This is a genomic window from Bacillus sp. SRI_025, assembly GCF_057592095.1.
This window is the reverse complement of sequence record NZ_JBYEGB010000002.1, coordinates 305,840-324,100: the sequence shown is the minus strand read 5'-3', so window position 1 is coordinate 324,100 and position 18,261 is coordinate 305,840. Positions and strand designations below refer to the sequence as shown.

The 18,261-nt window shown below is 42.4% G+C and carries 17 protein-coding genes and 1 other annotated feature; of the genes, 1 reads left to right on the top strand and 16 read right to left on the bottom strand.

Annotated elements, in window-relative coordinates:
* Positions 1 to 2: 2 nt before the first annotated feature.
* From minC to AC20OE_RS06455, 10 genes are all read right to left on the bottom strand, one after another.
* Entirely contained in the window at positions 3 to 686 is a 684-nt protein-coding gene (minC, locus tag AC20OE_RS06500; RefSeq protein WP_039180377.1) for a septum site-determining protein MinC, read from the bottom strand.
* Positions 687 to 740: 54 nt separating this feature from the next.
* Positions 741 to 1,259, bottom strand: a complete 519-nt coding sequence (gene mreD, locus AC20OE_RS06495; protein WP_039180381.1) for a rod shape-determining protein MreD — start codon at positions 1,257 to 1,259, stop codon at positions 741 to 743.
* Positions 1,256 to 2,155 carry a rod shape-determining protein MreC gene (gene mreC, locus AC20OE_RS06490; protein ID WP_039180383.1) on the bottom strand — a complete coding sequence of 300 codons (900 nt, stop codon included), beginning with the start codon at positions 2,153 to 2,155 and terminating at the stop codon, positions 1,256 to 1,258. The genes mreD and mreC overlap by 4 nt, the downstream gene beginning before the upstream one ends.
* A gap of 27 nt (positions 2,156 to 2,182) precedes the next feature.
* The gene (locus AC20OE_RS06485; RefSeq protein ID WP_007501538.1) at positions 2,183 to 3,202 is read right to left on the bottom strand and encodes a rod shape-determining protein; all 1,020 of its coding nucleotides are present in this window, start codon (positions 3,200 to 3,202) and stop codon (positions 2,183 to 2,185) included.
* A gap of 89 nt (positions 3,203 to 3,291) precedes the next feature.
* Positions 3,292 to 3,966, bottom strand: coding sequence for a RadC family protein (gene radC / locus AC20OE_RS06480; RefSeq protein ID WP_029706175.1), 675 nt, complete (start codon positions 3,964 to 3,966; stop codon positions 3,292 to 3,294).
* A 47-nt stretch (positions 3,967 to 4,013) separates the two neighbouring features.
* A complete protein-coding gene (locus tag AC20OE_RS06475; protein WP_047203336.1) occupies positions 4,014 to 4,583 on the bottom strand; it encodes a Maf family protein in 570 nt (189 codons plus the stop codon).
* Between the two features lie 177 nt (positions 4,584 to 4,760).
* Positions 4,761 to 5,777 carry an SPOR domain-containing protein gene (locus AC20OE_RS06470; RefSeq protein WP_144490378.1) on the bottom strand — a complete coding sequence of 339 codons (1,017 nt, stop codon included), beginning with the start codon at positions 5,775 to 5,777 and terminating at the stop codon, positions 4,761 to 4,763.
* Between the two features lie 156 nt (positions 5,778 to 5,933).
* The gene (locus tag AC20OE_RS06465) at positions 5,934 to 6,665 is read right to left on the bottom strand and encodes a prepilin peptidase (RefSeq protein WP_487268754.1); all 732 of its coding nucleotides are present in this window, start codon (positions 6,663 to 6,665) and stop codon (positions 5,934 to 5,936) included.
* Positions 6,666 to 6,812: 147 nt separating this feature from the next.
* Complete coding sequence (locus tag AC20OE_RS06460) at positions 6,813 to 8,117, bottom strand: bifunctional folylpolyglutamate synthase/dihydrofolate synthase (RefSeq protein WP_487268753.1); 1,305 nt, start codon at positions 8,115 to 8,117, stop codon at positions 6,813 to 6,815.
* Between the two features lie 65 nt (positions 8,118 to 8,182).
* A complete protein-coding gene (locus AC20OE_RS06455; RefSeq protein ID WP_487268752.1) occupies positions 8,183 to 10,825 on the bottom strand; it encodes a valine--tRNA ligase in 2,643 nt (880 codons plus the stop codon).
* Positions 10,826 to 10,884: 59 nt separating this feature from the next.
* Positions 10,885 to 11,114 (bottom strand) — a binding site (T-box leader).
* A gap of 168 nt (positions 11,115 to 11,282) precedes the next feature.
* Here AC20OE_RS06455 and AC20OE_RS06450 point away from each other — a divergent pair.
* A complete protein-coding gene (locus tag AC20OE_RS06450; protein ID WP_003216497.1) occupies positions 11,283 to 11,471 on the top strand; it encodes a hypothetical protein in 189 nt (62 codons plus the stop codon).
* A 51-nt stretch (positions 11,472 to 11,522) separates the two neighbouring features.
* Here AC20OE_RS06450 and ysxE read toward each other — a convergent pair whose 3' ends face one another.
* From ysxE to hemC, 6 genes are all read right to left on the bottom strand, one after another.
* Positions 11,523 to 12,554 carry a spore coat protein YsxE gene (gene ysxE / locus AC20OE_RS06445; RefSeq protein ID WP_075611719.1) on the bottom strand — a complete coding sequence of 344 codons (1,032 nt, stop codon included), beginning with the start codon at positions 12,552 to 12,554 and terminating at the stop codon, positions 11,523 to 11,525.
* A 37-nt stretch (positions 12,555 to 12,591) separates the two neighbouring features.
* A complete protein-coding gene (locus tag AC20OE_RS06440; protein WP_487268751.1) occupies positions 12,592 to 13,896 on the bottom strand; it encodes a LysM peptidoglycan-binding domain-containing protein in 1,305 nt (434 codons plus the stop codon).
* A 332-nt stretch (positions 13,897 to 14,228) separates the two neighbouring features.
* The gene (gene hemL, locus AC20OE_RS06435; protein WP_059375710.1) at positions 14,229 to 15,521 is read right to left on the bottom strand and encodes a glutamate-1-semialdehyde 2,1-aminomutase; all 1,293 of its coding nucleotides are present in this window, start codon (positions 15,519 to 15,521) and stop codon (positions 14,229 to 14,231) included.
* 27 nt (positions 15,522 to 15,548) lie between these two features.
* Positions 15,549 to 16,517 carry a porphobilinogen synthase gene (hemB, locus tag AC20OE_RS06430; protein ID WP_029706177.1) on the bottom strand — a complete coding sequence of 323 codons (969 nt, stop codon included), beginning with the start codon at positions 16,515 to 16,517 and terminating at the stop codon, positions 15,549 to 15,551.
* Positions 16,517 to 17,308 carry a uroporphyrinogen-III synthase gene (locus AC20OE_RS06425; RefSeq protein WP_260774559.1) on the bottom strand — a complete coding sequence of 264 codons (792 nt, stop codon included), beginning with the start codon at positions 17,306 to 17,308 and terminating at the stop codon, positions 16,517 to 16,519. Before AC20OE_RS06425 ends, hemB begins: the two co-directional genes overlap by 1 nt.
* Positions 17,305 to 18,237: a hydroxymethylbilane synthase gene (gene hemC, locus AC20OE_RS06420; RefSeq protein ID WP_151284496.1), complete on the bottom strand. Its 933-nt coding sequence runs from the start codon at positions 18,235 to 18,237 to the stop codon at positions 17,305 to 17,307. The genes AC20OE_RS06425 and hemC overlap by 4 nt, the downstream gene beginning before the upstream one ends.
* Between the last annotated feature and the right edge of the window lie 24 nt (positions 18,238 to 18,261).

Here is an 18,261-nt window from a genome sequence, read left to right as displayed (position 1 = left end):
TTTCACATTCCTCCCTCAAGCCTTGTCAGATTAGGTCTTATATGAGCCAATTGCTGCAGGCGTTCAATGATCATATTGCCATCTATATCTAAATAAGCACATTCCATTTCATTTCCATCTTCTTTTTGGTCTGGTGCACGGTTAAAAACTTGTGCGATGCGAAGCTGTGTTGGAATCATATGTGATGCCGCAATAACAGCCTGCTTGTTGCCATTACATCCAGCATGCGCCACACCTTTTAATGCGCCAAGCACAAAAATATTTCCTCCTGCGCGAATCGTTCCGCCAGGATTGACATCTCCTATTAATAAAAGATCTCCTTCGACATACAGCACCTGTCCAGAGCGTACAATTTTTGCTACAGAAGTAATTTCAGCCTCTGCTTTTAATCGTCTCGCCTCTTCAGTTGACATGACGTCACTTTCAATGGAGTGGATCACGAGATGTTCATTTTCAGACACCGCTTCAGTCAAACGCGTCTCCTGATCCTCCGTTAAATAACGAAAACCAAGCTTAATATGCACATTGACCTTATGTCCTTCTCTTCCATCTGTATATTGCTCAAGTAAAAGAACCTCTCGCAAGCCAGAAAGAAGATCATCAAACGAACAGTCATCATTTAACTGTAATGTTAATCCGTTTTTTGTACCTTTTATCGTCACATATTGCTGTTTTTGAGTTTTCAAGATGCTCACCTCAACAACATACTCATTTCGCCGTAATTGGACAAACTCCTGCTTTTATTCGTCGATCAGTCCTTGTTTCACATTGATGAAAAAGAGCCTAAGCGGCACAACAAGTATGAGAGACGCAGCAGTATTTAAAAGAATCGTTGGAATAAAGCGTTCGATGACATACGTATTAAACGGCATAATCCCTGGTTGAATTGTCGCTTGAACGCCGTATACATAAAACTCCATGACGGAAACAGCAATAATCGACAGAAAGACGACGACTAACATATTCGTTTGCAGAACTTTAAAGGCTTTTGCTAGCAAATAGCAAAGCGCCCCAAAGCCAAACATATGAACACCAAGTATGCCTGTATATGAAATATCATATAAAAGTCCAAAAATAAATCCGTAAATCACACCATATTTTTGATTCACAAAAGCAGTCATAAATACAAGTGCAAGTAAAATGAAATGAGGAGCTAAAATTTGATTCTCTGAAACAAATGGGAGCTTCACTAAATCGACAAAAATGCTGTCAAATACGAAGATAAACAACATGACGAAAGCAAGAAGGACACGTTTCACGAGCCTTCCTCCTTCGTCAATTCAGATGCATCTGCTGTACTTGTGCTGCGATTCACCACAATCACACGGTCTAAATTGTTGAGTTCTGCCGCTGGTTCTACGTAAATGATCTTTGTCAGGCCGTAATGGTCTGGCTCGATTTCACTCACCTTACCAATCGTCAAGCCTTGTGGGAATACGCCCCCTGCTCCAGATGTTTCAACAAGATCTCCTTTTTTGACATCCCCATCTGCATCGGATTTTAGAATATTCATAGTCAGCATTTTTTTCTTGCTGTCATAACCGTTAATGATTCCATTGAGTTCTTCTTTGCCCTTTTTCGCAAAAATTTTCGTTGAAATTCTATTATTTTGGTCAGTTGAGCTTAGCAACCTTACAGTTGAAGTAAAATTGTTGAGCTTATCACTTTCAATCTTCCCAATTAATGCGCCACTCTCATTTGTGACCGCCATATCTTTGTCAACGCCTTGTTTTTTCCCTTTATCAATCATCACAAAGCTATCCCAAAGAGATGGGTTTCTTGCGATAACAGTTGATAGAATTGGCGTGTAATCACGAACAGAGTTCACATAGCCAAGCTGTTTGCGTAGCTTTTTGTTCTCATCTTCTAGTTCTTGAAGTTTCGCCTCATATTGGGTTTGTCCATCAAGTTTTTTTCGAAGACGCTCGTTTTCATCATATGTGTTCTTTAAATCTTGTACGTTCCCATAAATACCGGCAATAAATTGTGATGGTTTATGAAAGACACCTTGAAAAAAGCCTGTCGTATCCCCCACTAATTTTTCCGGCCATGAAGCACCTCTGCCGCTTTTCACTGAAAAACCAATCATGGCCACCAGTACGATGACACAGACAAGGAGCAACATTAATCTTTTATTCATAAAAAACTGCGGCATGTCTTACACCTCTTTAATTACGCCCGATTATCGATTATCTTTTGATTTTCCTTTGAACAAATGAATATGTTCAAGTGCTTTCCCTGTTCCGATCGCCACACAGTCAAGCGGATCTTCAGCAATAATGACTGGCATTTTCGTTTCATCGCTAATGACTTTGTCAAGATTACGCAGTAATGCACCGCCTCCTGTTAAAACAATTCCGCGGTCCATAATATCTGCTGCCAGCTCAGGCGGGGTTTTTTCAAGCGTCATTTTTACTGCATCGACAATTGTTTCCACCGTATCGCGAAGCGCTTTTGCAATCTCTTCTGCCGTAATAGAGATTGTTTTTGGCAGACCTGTTAAAAGGTCACGTCCGCGAATGTCCATCTCATCATGTACATCAGGCTGCGCAGAACCGATTTCCATTTTAATCGCTTCTGACGTACGATCACCAATCATCAGGTTATACGTTTTACGGATGTAGCTGCTGATCGCATCATCCATTTCATCACCTGCAACACGGATTGATTGTGATGTCACAATGCCGCCAAGAGAAATAATCGCTACTTCTGTTGTACCGCCGCCAATATCCACAACCATACTTCCTGTTGGCTCCCATACAGGCAGGTTAGCACCGATTGCCGCAGCAAATGGTTCTTCAATCGGATATGCGTCACGTGCACCAGCTTGTCTCGTTGCATCAATAACTGCACGCTCTTCTACAGCTGTAATGCCAGATGGCACACATACCATTACGTAAGGTTTACGAGCAAAAAGCCCTTTGCCTTTTAATGCTTGATTAATGTAATATTTCATCATTGTTGCTGTCGTCTCGTAATCTGCAATGACTCCGTCTTTCATTGGGCGTAGTGCCACAACATTACCAGGTGTACGGCCAATCATATTTCTAGCATCATTTCCGACCGCCACTATAGACTTCGTATCAGTTTCCAAAGCTACGACCGAAGGTTCTCTCACAACAATGCCTTTTCCTTTAATAAAAACAAGCGTATTCGCTGTTCCAAGATCTATTCCAAGGTCTTTTGTACCAATTCCAAACATATGTATGTATCTTCCTTTCTTAAACCAAAATTCCCTTAGGGAAAAACTCATAAACTCTATTATATCGTAAAACATTGAAAAAAAAAGTGTTACAAATACCCTTTTTCCTTCAAACTCACAAATTTTTGATCACCTATGACAAGATGATCAAGCAGCTGTATTCCAATCAGCTTTCCACATTCAAATAGTCTCTGTGTGACTTCAATATCTTCCCTGCTGGGCGTCGGATCTCCAGATGGATGGTTGTGCACACAAATAAATGAAGCAGCGGACCGTTTAAAGGCCTCTTTGAAAATTTCACGCGGGTGAACGATGGATGAGTTCAGACTTCCAATAAACACGGTATGTTTATGAAGAACTTGATTTTTTGTGTTGAGATAAAGACAAACGAAATTTTCCTGTTGTAAAAACCTCATATCTTCCATCACAAAGTTTGCCCCATCCTCTGGTGTGCGGATCACATAGCGGTTGTCCGTCGTTTGATGGTGTAATCTAGTGCCGAGTTCTAAAGCAGCTAAAAGAGAGACCGCCTTCGCCTTTCCAACTCCTCGAATCTTCGACATTTCTTCAATTGAGGCTTCTCTTATAGTGCGAAGACCGCCAAATGTTTGCAGAAGTCTTGCGGAAATTTGAAGAACTGATTCCTTTTTTGTGCCTGTCCTTAAAAGAATCGCAACAAGTTCATGGTTTGACAGACTGCCGGGACCATATTTGATCAATCGTTCTCTCGGCTTTTCATCTTGAGGAAAATGCTTTAGCAACATAGGGAAATCGTTCATGATGCCCACTCCTTTTAGATTCCTTCCTGTCATCAAAAAGGGGTGATTCCAAATGTTTCGAGCACTCTAACTGTTTTGGCAATAGGGAGACCTACAACGGAAAAATAATCACCGTCTATTTTTTGAACAAACAGTGCGCCTTTCCCTTGAATACCATAGCTTCCCGCTTTATCAAGCGGTTCTCCCGTTTCGATATAGCGGTCTATTTCATTTTGCGTAAGTGTCCAAAACGTTACTTCTGTCTGTTCATAAAATGTTTCTTTTCTATTCTCTGACTGAATCGTGACACCCGTCAAGACTTGATGTGTCTTTCCTGACAATAATTGAAGCATTGAGGCCGCTTCTTCCTTGTCTTTTGGTTTCCCAAGACATTTGCCGTCAATTGCAACAATCGTATCTGCACCAATGATCACAGCTTCGGGATATAATCTTTGAATATCACTTGCTTTTTGTTCTGCCAACCATTGGACGTTCTCTGCAGGAGAAAAGTTTCGATTTATTTCTTCTTTTAATTGACTTGCTTGAATGTCATAAGAAAACCCTGCTAGATCAAGCAATTCTTTTCTTCTAGGGGATTGAGATGCGAGAATCAATCGGTTCATGTATGTCCATCCTTTCAGGGTTTAGCCTAAGAAGTAAGATACCCATTCATCCTATCAAATGTACATCTTACCAACAATTTACGAAAATTCATTTTTCATGTTCCTTCATCATTATGTTGGATGCAAAAGAAAAAAACTAGTCATTTTTTGACTAGTTTCGTTTCTTAAAATATGATTTTACGTATTTAATTGATCAAGCAGTGCCTGCTGAGATTTCCACGCGTTTTCAGCAGTAGGTTCATTTAACAGTTGTACCGCTTTCAGCAAACTGCTTTTAGCTGGTGCGTCCGTTGTTTTGGCACTTTCAAGCTCAGAGATCAGCTGCGTAACGTCCTTTTGATCTACATCATCTCCTGCAATGACCTTAGAGGATAATAGAGATGCCTTTTCTATTAAACTAGTCAGCTCATCCGGTACTTGAAATGAGAGCTCCTTGCCTCCCCATGCCTCAAAGTGCTGATCAATCAGCTTCTTCCCAACAGCACTTGTCATGCCCTGTTCTGTCGCAAGCCCAGCAATGACATAATAGCCATCATCCATTGAGATCTTTTTTCCCGCATACCCTGCTTCTTTTAAACTGCCAACTAATTCATCTGCTCCTTTTTCAGAGGAAAACTTTCCAGCCTGTACGACATAGGTTGAAAAATGGCCAGAGGCGCTTTTTTCATTTTTATTCTCTTTTGATCCATCAGCAGTATCTGTTGGCGGCGCATCACCACCTGCTTTCATCGATGATTGATTTCCGGATGCTGAAACGCTGATATCTCCCCCTGATGGATTCTGAGTACCATCTTGACTTAAGCTAAGTGCAAACACACCAAGGCCTGTCCCAAGAACCACTGCAAATACAATCGTTGTCATCACTCTCTTAAACGGGCCGCGGTTTTTACCGAACTTCTGATCAAAGGAGCCTTTTTTCTTTTGATAAGGTGTGACGACCTTTGGATCAGAATGATAAATATGATCAGCTGCGTCATCCCACTGGAAGTCTTCTTCTTTCGGTTTAGCCGGTTCTTCCTCAGATGCAGCTGTCTCCTGTTCTGACTGCCTTTTTTCCTCCCAATTCGAAAACGTCACTTGATCATCCTCTTGCTGTTTTGGCGGCTGGTGGTCATCTTCATGAAGCATTTCTTCTTTGCCATTAATATTGACTTTTAACCCTTGTTTTTTTGCCTGCCTTTTTTTCACTGTCATTCCCCGCTTTCTAACATTGTTTGTAAGAAAGACCTTTTTGTCCAATGAATCAGCGCGAATGTACCCGTCCTTCTTTCTGTTTCACACTTTAACATAGCGAAAAAAAAAAAGAACAAGACTTTTGTCGGCAGGGAAAAAAAGTGTTCGCCAATTTTTTCAACCGGTCGACCCTGCGAATGGGAGCATGACATGAGCTCCATAGAGATACAGCCAAAAAGAAAAAGAGATCGCAGGAACAAAGGGAAATGGTTCATCTAATCGAAAAGAAAAAACCTTCGCATAGGCGATTCCAGCGATACACGAGAGGAAAAGAATGAGAAGGAATGGCTTGAAGCCAAAGCAAAACGCAAGAACACTGAACAGCTTCATATCAGCTCCGCCCATGCTATTTGGCTTAAAACGTTCTAAACTATAAAACATGAGAAAGCAAAAAAGAAGCGAAGCCGCTCCTTCCCACCAAATTAGAAGAGGTTCAAGCGTGCGGTATATGACGAAAAGAGGGAAAAAGAAGAGAAACAGCTCGTTTGGCACCCTCATATAAAGGAGATCACTCACGACAGCAATCACAAAGAAACTACAAAGAATCACAAGAAAAAGACCTTCAAACGAAATACCAGCGATTCTATACATGAGCAAAAAAAGACTGCCTGATAGCAGCTCAACCAGTGGATATAACAAAGACAGCCGAGTGCCGCAATGCTTACAAGTTCCCCTCAATAACGAATACGAAACGAGCGGGATCATCTCGTGCAGGGAAAGCGGCTGTTTACACACTGTGCAGTGAGAACGAGGAAAGAGAATAGACCGCTTAAGTGGCAGCCTTTCACCAACTAGATGAAAGAACGACCCCATGGTGATGCCTGCAAGAAACACAAAAATGCCTATCATATATCGTGACCCCTTCCGAGAATAAGATAGACCGGATTTTATCACGATCGTATTCATTGAGCACATAGCGAAAATATGATTTTACTTTCCATCTGTATATCAAAAGAAAAAAACACAAATGGCATTGAAGCCATTTGCGTTTTTGTGTTACCCGATCATACGATTTCGTATATCTGAAATAAAATAAAGAGAGCCTGTCACAATGATCACCGCTGAAGGATCATCACTTTTTTTCTGAATGAACTCAAGCACTGTACGAGGGTCATCATCATAAGACTTTGCGTCTAACTGACTGCATACATAAAGCTTTTCAGCTGATTCGGCTCTTGGAAAATCAAATGAAACAAAATGGATGGAAGAACTGACAGCTTCAAGCTTTTGAATCATTTGCTTGTACGGCTTATCTTTTAAAGCACTAAAACATATATGCACCTGTTTACTAGAAAAATGAGCTTGTACAGTTTCAATTAAACGGTCGATCCCTTCTTCATTATGAGCGCCGTCTAAATACACTGGAGGATGATCTTTGACTTTTTCAAATCTCCCAGCCCAAGCTGCCTGCCGAATGCCCTCATATATTTGCTCTTCTGTCACACTAATATAGCCTTCTTGCTCCAGCCATTCAATGAGTAAAACAGCAAGGGAAGCATTTTGCCTTTGATGCGTTCCGATTAATCCTGTTTCAAGCTGCGGATACTGCTTTTTTGATGTGCGTAATGTGAAACGTTCACCTGTTTCTGTCGGCTGCTGCTCATCAAATCTACAAGTATCATGTAAGGAAATACATTCCGCATTCTTTTCTTTTGCTGTGTTTTGAATGACAGCAAGAGCTTCAGGCTGGTGAACTGCCGTGATCATTGGAATACCCTCTTTGATAATGCCCGCTTTTTCAGCTGCAATCTGTTCAAGTGTGTCACCTAAAATGGCCATATGATCATGACCAATTGACGTAATCGCTGTTAAAATAGGCACAGCAATATTTGTAGAATCAAGCCTTCCCCCAAGCCCTGTTTCCAAGAGGACAAAGTCTACTTGGTGCACATGGGCAAAATAAGCAAATGCACATGCTGTAATGATTTCAAATTCTGTTGCTGCGCCAAGCTCTGTTTGATCTAATTCGTCAACAAAAGGCTTGATTTGATTCACCAAACTCAGCCATTCTTCATCTTCTATAGGCACTCCATTCACGCTGATTCTTTCATTGAACGTTAGTATAAACGGAGAGGTGAAAGTTCCGACCGAATAGCCGGCTGCCTGCAAAACAGAACGCGTAAACGCAATGGTTGATCCTTTACCATTTGTACCTGCAACATGTACTGTTTTTATACTTTGTTCCGGATTTCCTAGTCTGTTCATCAGCCATTTCATTCGTTCAAGACCCGGTTTTACGCCAAAGGCCAGTCTGCTGTGAATCCAATCAATGGCTTCATGATAGGTTGTAAACAATGTCATCTCTCATTTCATACGAAATTTTCAAAAAAGACGACTCCCTTTCATTAGGAGCCGTCTTTTCAACCTTATGCTTTCAGCTCTTCAATACGCTTTTGAACAGCTTCGCGTTTTGCGACATAATCACGTTCTTTCGCACGCTCTTCTTCTACGACACTTTCAGGCGCTTTTTTCATAAAGCCTTCGTTGCCAAGCTTTTTCTGTACTCGTTCCACTTCTTTTGTCAGCTTATCAAGCTCTTTTTGCAGACGAGCAATTTCTTCATCTAAGTTGATTAAGCCTTCAAGCGGCAGAATGAGTTCTGCTCCAGAAATAACAGCCGTCATCGCTTTATCACTAGCTGGGATATCTGTGCCAATTTCAAGAACACTTGGGTTCGTGAAGCGCTCAATATATGAACGGTTTTTCTCTAAGCGTTCCTGCACATCAGATGTGGAGGCTTTAATGTAAAGCTCTATTTGTTTGCTCATTGGTGTGTTCACTTCACTGCGAATGTTACGAACAGAGCGGATGAGTTCCACAAGCAGCTTCATATCAGCAGAAGCTTGTTCGTTGGAAAGCTCCGGCTTCACTTCAGGCCATGCCGCAACAGTAATGGACTCACCTTCATGCGGGAGATGCTGCCATATTTCTTCTGTTAAGAACGGCATAAACGGATGTAGAAGTCTCATCGTTTGATCTAATACATACGCAAGGATCGAACGAGTCGTTTTCTTCGCTGCTTCGTCTTCTCCATAAAGCGGAAGTTTCGCCATTTCAATGTACCAATCACAGAAATCATCCCAAATAAAGTTGTATAAATGTCTGCCCACTTCACCGAATTCATACTTGTCAGCAAGCTGTGTGACACTTTCAATTGTTTCATTTAAGCGTGTTAAAATCCATTGGTCAGCAACTGATTTTTCTCCTGTTAAATCAAGCTCATCATACGTTAAACCATCCATATTCATTAAAGCAAAACGGGATGCGTTCCAAATTTTGTTCGCAAAGTTCCAAGTGGATTCAACCTTTTCAAAACTAAAACGAAGATCCTGACCTGGTGAGCTTCCAGTCGCTAAGAAATATCTTAATGAATCCGCACCGTATTTGTCGATGACCTCCATTGGATCAATTCCGTTGCCGAGCGACTTACTCATTTTACGCCCTTGTTCATCGCGGATAAGCCCATGAATAAGGACATCTTTGAACGGTTTTTCTCCTGTGAATTCAAGACCTTGGAAGATCATGCGGGATACCCAGAAGAAAATGATGTCATAGCCAGTTACAAGCAGATTGGTTGGATAGTAGCGCTTGAAGTCTTCACTGTCTGCATCCGGCCAGCCCATTGTAGAAAACGGCCAAAGAGCTGAACTGAACCATGTATCAAGTACATCGTTATCCTGTTCCCAGTTCTCAATATCTTCTGGTGCTTCAAGTCCAACGTATACTTCTTTCGTTTCTTTATGATACCAAGCCGGAATACGGTGTCCCCACCATAGCTGACGAGAAATACACCAGTCACGGATATTTTCCATCCAATGTAAATATGTCTTTTCAAATCGGTCTGGAACAAATTGAACTTGGTCGTCCCCTTTTTGCAGATGAATGGCTTCGTCTGCCAGCGGCTGCATTTTCACAAACCATTGTGTTGATAAATACGGTTCAACGACAGCTCCACTTCGCTCACTATGACCAACTGAATGCATGTGGTCCTCAATTTTGAACAAAATGCCTTCTTCTTGTAAATCCTTCACAAGCTGTTTGCGGCATTCGAAGCGGTCCATCCCTTTATATTGCAGGGCATTCGCATTCATTGTGCCATCTTCATTCATGACAAGAATACGCTCTAGCCCGTGGCGGTTTCCAAGCTCAAAGTCATTCGGATCATGAGCAGGTGTAATTTTCACAGCACCTGAACCAAACTCCATATCAACATAGTCATCACCGACGATTGGGATCTCACGGCCTGTAATTGGTAAAACCACTGTTTTTCCAATCAAATGCTGATAACGCTCGTCATCAGGGTGTACGGCTACGGCTGTATCTCCCAGCATTGTTTCAGGTCTTGTTGTCGCAATTTCAATTGAACCCGTGCCATCTGAAAGCGGATATCTCAAGTGATAAAACGCACCTTGAACATCCTTATAAATCACTTCAATATCAGAAAGTGCCGTTTTCGTTGCTGGATCCCAGTTAATGATGTACTCTCCGCGATAAATAAGCCCTTTTTCGTACAATTGAACAAACACTTGGCGAACGGCTTTATTCAGACCTTCATCTAAAGTAAAACGTTCACGGGAGTAATCGAGACCAAGACCCATTTTCGCCCACTGGCTGCGAATAAAATCTGCATATTCTTCTTTCCACTTCCACGTTTCTTCCACAAATTTCTCTCGGCCAAGGTCATACCGGCTTACGCCTTCTTCGCGAAGCTTTGCCTCGACTTTTGCCTGAGTCGCAATACCGGCATGGTCCATACCTGGAAGCCAAAGAACGTCATAGCCCTGCATCCGTTTCATACGTGTCACGATGTCTTGGAGTGTAGAATCCCATGCATGCCCAAGATGCAGTTTTCCTGTCACGTTTGGTGGAGGAATGACGACTGTATATGGATCTTTCGTTTTGTCATTTTGTGCTTCGAAGAATTTTCCTTCAAGCCAGTACGTATAGCGGTCTTTTTCAATCGCATTAGGATCGTACTTTGTTGGCATTTCTTGATTATTTGTTCCCATTTGTGTAACCTCCACATTTTTTCGGCTGATGAAACATAAAAAAAGCCTTTCCATCCTTATAAAAGGACGAAAAAGCTTTTTCGCGGTACCACCTTTTTTCACGAGACACATACACGTGTCCCATACACTCTAAAGGATAACGGGGTTCTCCCGAATTTCTCTACTTGTTCATTCAAGAAATTAAGCTCACAGGCGACCTTCCAAACAAGTACATCCTAGGAAACCTCTCAGCTCTTGGCTTCCCTCTCTTTAGGGTCTTGCTCGTACTCTTCCTGATCCACGCTTACGATATATCACGTTCATCAGCACATACTCATCTTTTATTAATATTACTAAATGCCTTTTGTTTTCGTCAATCATCTTTTCCGCTTTTCTTCTTCTTTATACAAATTGGGCAGGCACCCTTCGCCCTTTTGCCCATATGATAATAACAAAATGAAGAAGGAGGGCGTTTGATTTGAAGAAGATCAATCCTTACACACTCCCCCCCTGGCTGAGACAAATTCGGGCAGTTGCCTCCCAAGTCGTTCTCCCGATTGCTATATTTCAAGGATTTCGTACGATCATTTTCCCTACAACATTTGACGTCCTCATTCTAGGTATTCTTATTTTTCTCGCCTGTGCCTTTCATCTAGATTGGTTTTAAAAACTCATGCTTATGTACCTGTCCATATAAAGCCAACGCAGCATAACCTCGTCATTCCGCTGATGACGAGGCACTTTGTTCTTCTTCAAGCCGTCTAGCCTGCTCAATCTCATGAATCTTCATAACGGTCGGCTCAGAATTTTTCATCTGCCAATACGCTCTTAACAGCTGCTGACAGCTTTCCATTTCATCCTGCCCGCCTGCTTCATAAGCTTTTACTGTATCAAACAGCCCTTGCGGATAAGCAAGGTAGCTTAGGAACAAATGCAGTTCTTCCTCCCGAAGAGGGTTTCCTTTTTGATACGTATAAAACAAAGAAGTGCATTCAGGACAAGACGTGGGATAGGTTTTGAATGTCCGAAAGTAATAGGTCAGAAGATCATAGATGGGGGCGGCTTTTTTAGACCGCTCGAAATTGGTGAAATGTCCTGTTCCTACATCATTATACAAAAAATGATGGATTGATAGCTGTCCATGATTTAGCACAACACGCGTTGTCTCTTTGTCTTTCATTTCTTCATGCCAATCTTCTAAACGCTCAAGCGCAAATTCGCTGGCAGACATCGCCTCTGAAAAATACATAGCAGCGGCCAGCTCAAATGGCGACATATACCACGTTTGTTCTGCCCGCTCTATGAATCGTTCATACATGTCTTTCTCTGTTTCCCATTTGGTCTTGATTTGGGTGTAATGCGCTTCTATCTCTTGCTCTGTGATATCCATCATGACTTCAGTCCGCTTATGAAGTCTTGCAATCTCTTGAAATAAATATTCGTGCTTATCGTCCTGCTCTTCTCTCTTTTCATTCGTCAGCCACGGCATCAGATAGTATGCATACTGGCTTTCCCGATGACTTGAGAAAAAGGAACCGCTCTTCGTCCGATAAATCGGAACAAAGGAGCGATAGCCCTTTGATTCTAGTTCAAGCATTTGTTCTGTAAATTGCATATGCCGGTTGGCTTTTACTCGCTTCAGGGCAAATACACCCTGCTTTGTATATACCTTGATGACAACAGGACTGACAGGTTCAATATATTCAGCCTCAAGTCCGTATTCGTATAAGACAGATTGGATTTCATCCACGTTCACTCACCACATTTTCTCGGTCAGTCATCGCTTGCTATGCATTGCTTTTTTGATATTCAGGAATATAAAGAATCTGCCCTTCCTCAAGCTCCGCATCAATCGATAATGAGTTTGTGCGAAGAAGCTGCTGCACATTCAATTGATATCTCTCACAAATACGATCGACGGTATCTTCTTGCTGAACTATACATATTTTCATGCGAGAAAAATCTTCCTCCTCCTGCTTAGCGAACAGCTTTGTTAAATAAAGAGAGTTCTCACTTCCAGACGTTTCTCTTACGTCTTCTTCAAGCACCTCTTCTTCTTGAGCTGACTCATATATTTTAGGTGCTTCCCGTTCATATAACCGCCCGAGCTGATATTCGTCATCCTGCTCCTCTTGCTCAGATTCCACTTGATAAGCAGGTGCTTCAAATGCCGGATACGACTGTACCATTTCTTCCTGCTCTTCTGCAGCTTCCGGATCTTTTCTCACTTCCACTTCAAAGAATGTATCCTCCCGCTCCTCTTCTTCTAAAAGCTTAGGTGGTTCAAAAAATGGCGGTTCCTGCACGTGAGCTTCAGGGATGGATCGATAGCCAAGTGCCATAGCTTCTTCTTGGTTATTCGGCTGTTCCGGCTCTTCTTGTTCTTCTGATTCTTCCGGTTCTTCGGACACTTCCTCTACTTCCCTGTTCACCAGTTCTATCTCAATTTCTTCATCCTCTTCTTCTTGATCTTCCTGTTCTTCTTGCTCAGCACGTGTGTCATGTTGGAAAACAGGCTGCTTCTCATCATCCTCATGTTCTTCGCCTTGCAGCTCTTTTTGTTCTTCTTGTTCCGGCTGCAACTGATAATCGTAAGCCATATCGCCATAATCCTCTTCAGGACGATGGACAAATTCATACGGCTCCTCTACAGGCGCTTGAGACGTTTCCTCGTCTAACAAGCCCTCAATGGCTAAATCAGCCTGAATGGTAAGCAAACGATTCTCTGTCAGCTGGTAATCAAACGCATCAATAAACACAAACACATCATTTAAATGACTAATTTTGTTCTTCGGAATGGTGATATCGACTGGAAATTGATGCAGAAGCTCCGCTGTTCCGTCTTCTCTTACCTTTACCTCATCTGCTTCCCTGTATGTTGGAAAGGAACTCAATTCACCCAATAGCTCCTCTTGATTTATGTTGTATTCTCCTGTTAGCTCGAGTGAACCTCTAATGGAAACATAATCATTCACTTCTTGAACGAGAATGTCAGGGTCGAGAGAAATTGACAGCAGCTCACTGACTTCCTGTCCGCTTTTGAAATAAATGGATTCTTCTACCGAAAACTGTAATCGATTGTTTTGAGACAAGTCGGTGTCCTCCTTTCATCTAATCCTTAAAAAATAAAATTAGATGTCAATACAGTTGTATGTGGGAGGAAGTGAAAATATGATTGGTTTTCTCCAACGCAAAAAGCCGATATGTCTCCATATCGGCTCAGCGTGTAGACAAACCCTCGCATTCGTTGTCAGTCCTGCGCTCCGGTGCTCACGAATGTCAAATTCGCTCCGCTCCGCTGCTCGTCTTTCCTAGACTGCAAAGGTTTTCTATCACGCTGAAAAAAGACAAAGGGCTAAAATCAAGATCATTTTAGCCTTTGTCAACAATCTGAAGCCGATATGTCTCCATATCGGCTTTTGTTTTATCGACGTAGTTTTTGAAATACCTTTTCCACTGTCTCAATCGTATATTCGATGTCTTCATCTGTATGAGCTGTTGACAGGAATAGTCCTTCAAATTGAGAAGGCGGGAGGAAGATACCGTGATCGGCCATTTCCTTGTAAAATTCAGCGAATAAAGCAAGATCAGCTGTTTTCGCTTTGTCATAATTGATCACTTCTTCATTTGTAAAGAAGAATCCGATCATGGAACCTGCACGGTTAAACGTTAATGGAATTCCGTATGCTTTTGCTGCTTTCGAAATACCTTCTTCTAAACGGTCACCTTTTCGTTTAAACTCTTCATAAGACTCAGGTGTCAGCTGTTTTAGAGTTTCTAAGCCTGCTGTCATCGCAAGAGGGTTACCAGATAACGTTCCTGCTTGATAAATTGGACCACTTGGCGCAATTTGTCTCATAATATCCGCTCTTCCGCCATAAGCACCGACCGGAAGACCGCCTCCAATGACTTTACCAAGACACGTCAGATCAGGTGTGATGCCAAAATAACCTTGCGCGCAGTGATAATCCACACGGAAGCCTGTCATGACCTCATCAAAAATGAGTAATGATTCATATTGTTCCGTAATGTCTCTCAGCCCTTGCAAGAAACCTTCTTGCGGAGGGACAACCCCCATATTTCCTGCGACCGGCTCTACAATGACACCAGCGATATCGTCGCCAAATTCTTGAAAAGCAACTTGAATGCTTTCTAAATCATTGTACGGCACTGTGATCGTGTTGCTTGCAGTCCCTTCAGGAACACCAGGACTATCCGGGAGTCCAAGCGTTGCCACTCCAGAACCTGCTTTAATGAGCAAAGAATCACCGTGGCCATGATAGCAACCTTCAAATTTCACAATTTTATTTCTGCCTGTAAAACCGCGAGCTAGACGAAGTGCACTCATCGTCGCCTCTGTACCAGAGCTGACCATGCGAATAACTTCGATGGAAGGGACCCGCTCTGATACAAGTTTAGCTAATTCATTTTCAACTAACGTAGAAGCACCGAAGCTTGTCCCATTTTCCGCTACTCGCTGAATGCTTTCAACGACACGATCATTCGTATGTCCTAAAATCAGCGGTCCCCATGATAAGACATAATCGATGTATTCATTTCCATCAATATCATAGATCTTGGCACCTTTGCCTCGTTCCATAAAAATCGGGTCTGTGTTGACTGATTTAAATGCACGTACAGGGCTGTTGACACCACCAGGCATTAAATGCTGTGCTTCTTCAAATGCTTGTTTTGATTTTTCATAGCTACGTCCCATTTCAATGTCCTCCTGTCTATCCGTTCTTTATTCCGAGAGCCATTTTGCTGCATCTTTTGCATGATACGTAATGATGAGTTCTGCTCCTGCACGTTTCATGCTTGTCAGCATTTCCAAAACAAGCTCTTTTTCAGAAATCCAGCCATTTTGAGCAGCGGCTTTCACCATTGCATACTCTCCGCTCACATTGTAAGCAACAACAGGGAGTGTAAATTCATTTTTCACATCACGCATAATGTCTAAGTAAGAAAGAGATGGTTTGACAATCAAGAAGTCAGCTCCCTCTTCTACATCAGATTGCGCTTCTCTTAGAGCCTCTAAACGGTTTGCAGGGTCCATTTGATATGTTTTACGATCTCCAAACTGCGGTGTACTATGTGCTGCATCACGGAACGGACCGTAAAAAGCACTTGCATATTTCACGGCATAAGACATGACTGGTACATGAATAAAGCCTGCTTCATCAAGTGCCTCACGAATGGCAACAACAAATCCGTCCATCATATTTGAAGGCGCGATGATATCTGCACCTGCACGCGCTTGGCTGACAGCCGTTTTCGCTAATAGCTGAAGAGATTCATCATTTAAAATTTCTCCATCTTCAACGATTCCGCAATGTCCGTGATCTGTATATTGGCATAAGCAAGTGTCTGCAATGACCACGAGCTCTGGGAAATGCTTTTTGATCTCAAGCGTTGCTCTTTGAACAATGCCGTGATCGTGATACGCCTCACTGCCTACATGATCTTTATGATCTGGCACACCAAATACAATGATCGATTTGATGCCAAGATCAACAAGCTCTTGGACTTCTTCTTTCACAAGATCTACAGAAATATGATACACACCTGGCATTGAAGAGACTTCTTTTCGGACATTTTCTCCCTCTACAAAAAAGATCGGATAAATGAAATCAGATGGTCTTAAAAAAGTTTCTCTGACTAATTCTCTCATTCCTGCGCTTGTCCGCAATCTGCGGTGTCTGTTAAATTTCATCAATGGTTCAACTTCCTTTCAGATAAACGGCACATCAAATCAAGCATTCCGTCTATCGTATAAGTATCTGGGGTTTCAGAAGAAATCCCGTATTGAAGCAGTGCCTCTTTTGTCAGAGGACCGATCGTCACAAAACAGGTGTCAGATGCGGCCAGCTTCGCTGCATCTGCTTCCATCACATGCATAAAAGAATGAACAGTAGATGAGCTCGTAAATGTAATAAAATCAAATGATTGCTTCGTCATTGCCGTTTTAAGAGCAGCAATTCCTTCCTCATCCTTGACTGTTTCATATAAAATCCATTCTTTTACCTCTATGCCGAGCGGAACGAGGGTCTCTTTCACCACATCTCGTGATAGATGCCCTTTTGCTACAAACACACGATCTCCTGGGCGTACATGGTCAAGTAATGCATCTGCCAGTTCTTCCGCTATAAATCGTTCTGGCACAACATCCACCTTCAAGCCGTGCTGCTCAAGATAGGCAGAGGTTTTCTCTCCTACAGCAGCCACTTTTAAATGGGATAAGCTCTTTTGGAAATGATGGTCTTTTATGTAGTTCAGAAAAAAAGACGCACCATTCACACTCGTGAAAACAAGCCATTGGCTATTTTCTAAGTCCTTTAAAAAGTCCTGCGCTTTTTCTTTTGTGAGCGTAGGCTCAAACCGAATAAGAGAGGTTAAAACCGCATGGCCGTTCAGCGCTTCAATCTTTTGCTGAAACACGCCCGCTTGACGTTCATTTCGAGTGACAAGCACCGTCTGTCCGTGAAGCGATTTGCCTATGCTCATTGAGACAGATCCTTTTTCACCTTGTCGATCAAATCCTTTGCTCCCTTATCGGCCATCTGCTTCGCACACGCTGTCCCAATTGCTTCAGGGTCAGTGCCTGTGACGGTTTCTCGAATAATTGTGTGCCCATCAGCAGATGCAACAAGACCTGTTAGTTCAATTTCATTATGCTCATTCATCGTTGCATAGCCAGCGATCGGCACCTGACAGCTTCCATCCATTTGTTTGAGGAAGGCTCTTTCTGCGAGAACCGTTTTCTTCGTATATTCATTCGTAAATTGGGCGAGAAGCTGCAACAGCTCTTCATCATCCCCGCGGCACTCAATCGATAGCGCGCCTTGTCCAACGGCTGGAAGGCACGTCTCAGGAGATAAAAATTCCGACACAACCTCTTTGCTCCATCCCATTCTGGACAGACCGGCAGCCGCTAGAATAATGGCATCATACTCTTCATTTTTCAGCTTTTCCAATCTCGTATCAATGTTTCCTCGAATCCATTTAATCTCAAGATCTGGTCTTTCCTGAAGAAGCTGTGCGCTGCGCCGTAAGCTGCTCGTTCCCACAATTGCACCCTTAGGCAGTTCGCTGAGACTCAGATGATTCTTCGAAATAAGTGCATCCCGCACATCTTCACGCTCAGGAATACAGCCAATCACTAAACCTTCCGGAAGAGCTGCCGGCATATCCTTCATGCTGTGCACCGCCATATCGATGTCATGATTCAGCATCGCCTGCTCAATCTCTTTAACAAACAGTCCTTTTCCGCCAACCTTAGATAAGGTCACATCTAAAATTTGATCACCCTTTGTCACAATTTCTTTTATTTCAAAAGAATAAGAAGGGTTTAGTTCAGACAGCTTTTGAATGACCCATTTTGTTTGTGTAATTGCCAGCTTACTTCGTCTAGAACCTACTTTAATTGTACGCAATACGTCTTCCTCCCGACAATGCCT

Coding starts and splice junctions, on each gene's coding strand:
- AC20OE_RS06460 (WP_487268753.1), bottom strand. CDS start 8,117: ATGACATTGTTTACAACCTATCATGAAGCCATTGATTGGATTCACAGC.
- hemL (WP_059375710.1), bottom strand. CDS start 15,521: ATGGGACGTAGCTATGAAAAATCAAAACAAGCATTTGAAGAAGCACAG.
- AC20OE_RS06470 (WP_144490378.1), bottom strand. CDS start 5,777: ATGACAGTGAAAAAAAGGCAGGCAAAAAAACAAGGGTTAAAAGTCAAT.
- AC20OE_RS06455 (WP_487268752.1), bottom strand. CDS start 10,825: ATGGGAACAAATAATCAAGAAATGCCAACAAAGTACGATCCTAATGCG.
- AC20OE_RS06465 (WP_487268754.1), bottom strand. CDS start 6,665: ATGATAGGCATTTTTGTGTTTCTTGCAGGCATCACCATGGGGTCGTTC.
- AC20OE_RS06485 (WP_007501538.1), bottom strand. CDS start 3,202: ATGTTTGGAATTGGTACAAAAGACCTTGGAATAGATCTTGGAACAGCG.
- mreC (WP_039180383.1), bottom strand. CDS start 2,155: ATGCCGCAGTTTTTTATGAATAAAAGATTAATGTTGCTCCTTGTCTGT.
- AC20OE_RS06425 (WP_260774559.1), bottom strand. CDS start 17,308: ATGAGCATAGGCAAATCGCTTCACGGACAGACGGTGCTTGTCACTCGA.
- hemB (WP_029706177.1), bottom strand. CDS start 16,517: ATGAAATTTAACAGACACCGCAGATTGCGGACAAGCGCAGGAATGAGA.
- AC20OE_RS06475 (WP_047203336.1), bottom strand. CDS start 4,583: ATGAACCGATTGATTCTCGCATCTCAATCCCCTAGAAGAAAAGAATTG.
- radC (WP_029706175.1), bottom strand. CDS start 3,966: ATGTTGCTAAAGCATTTTCCTCAAGATGAAAAGCCGAGAGAACGATTG.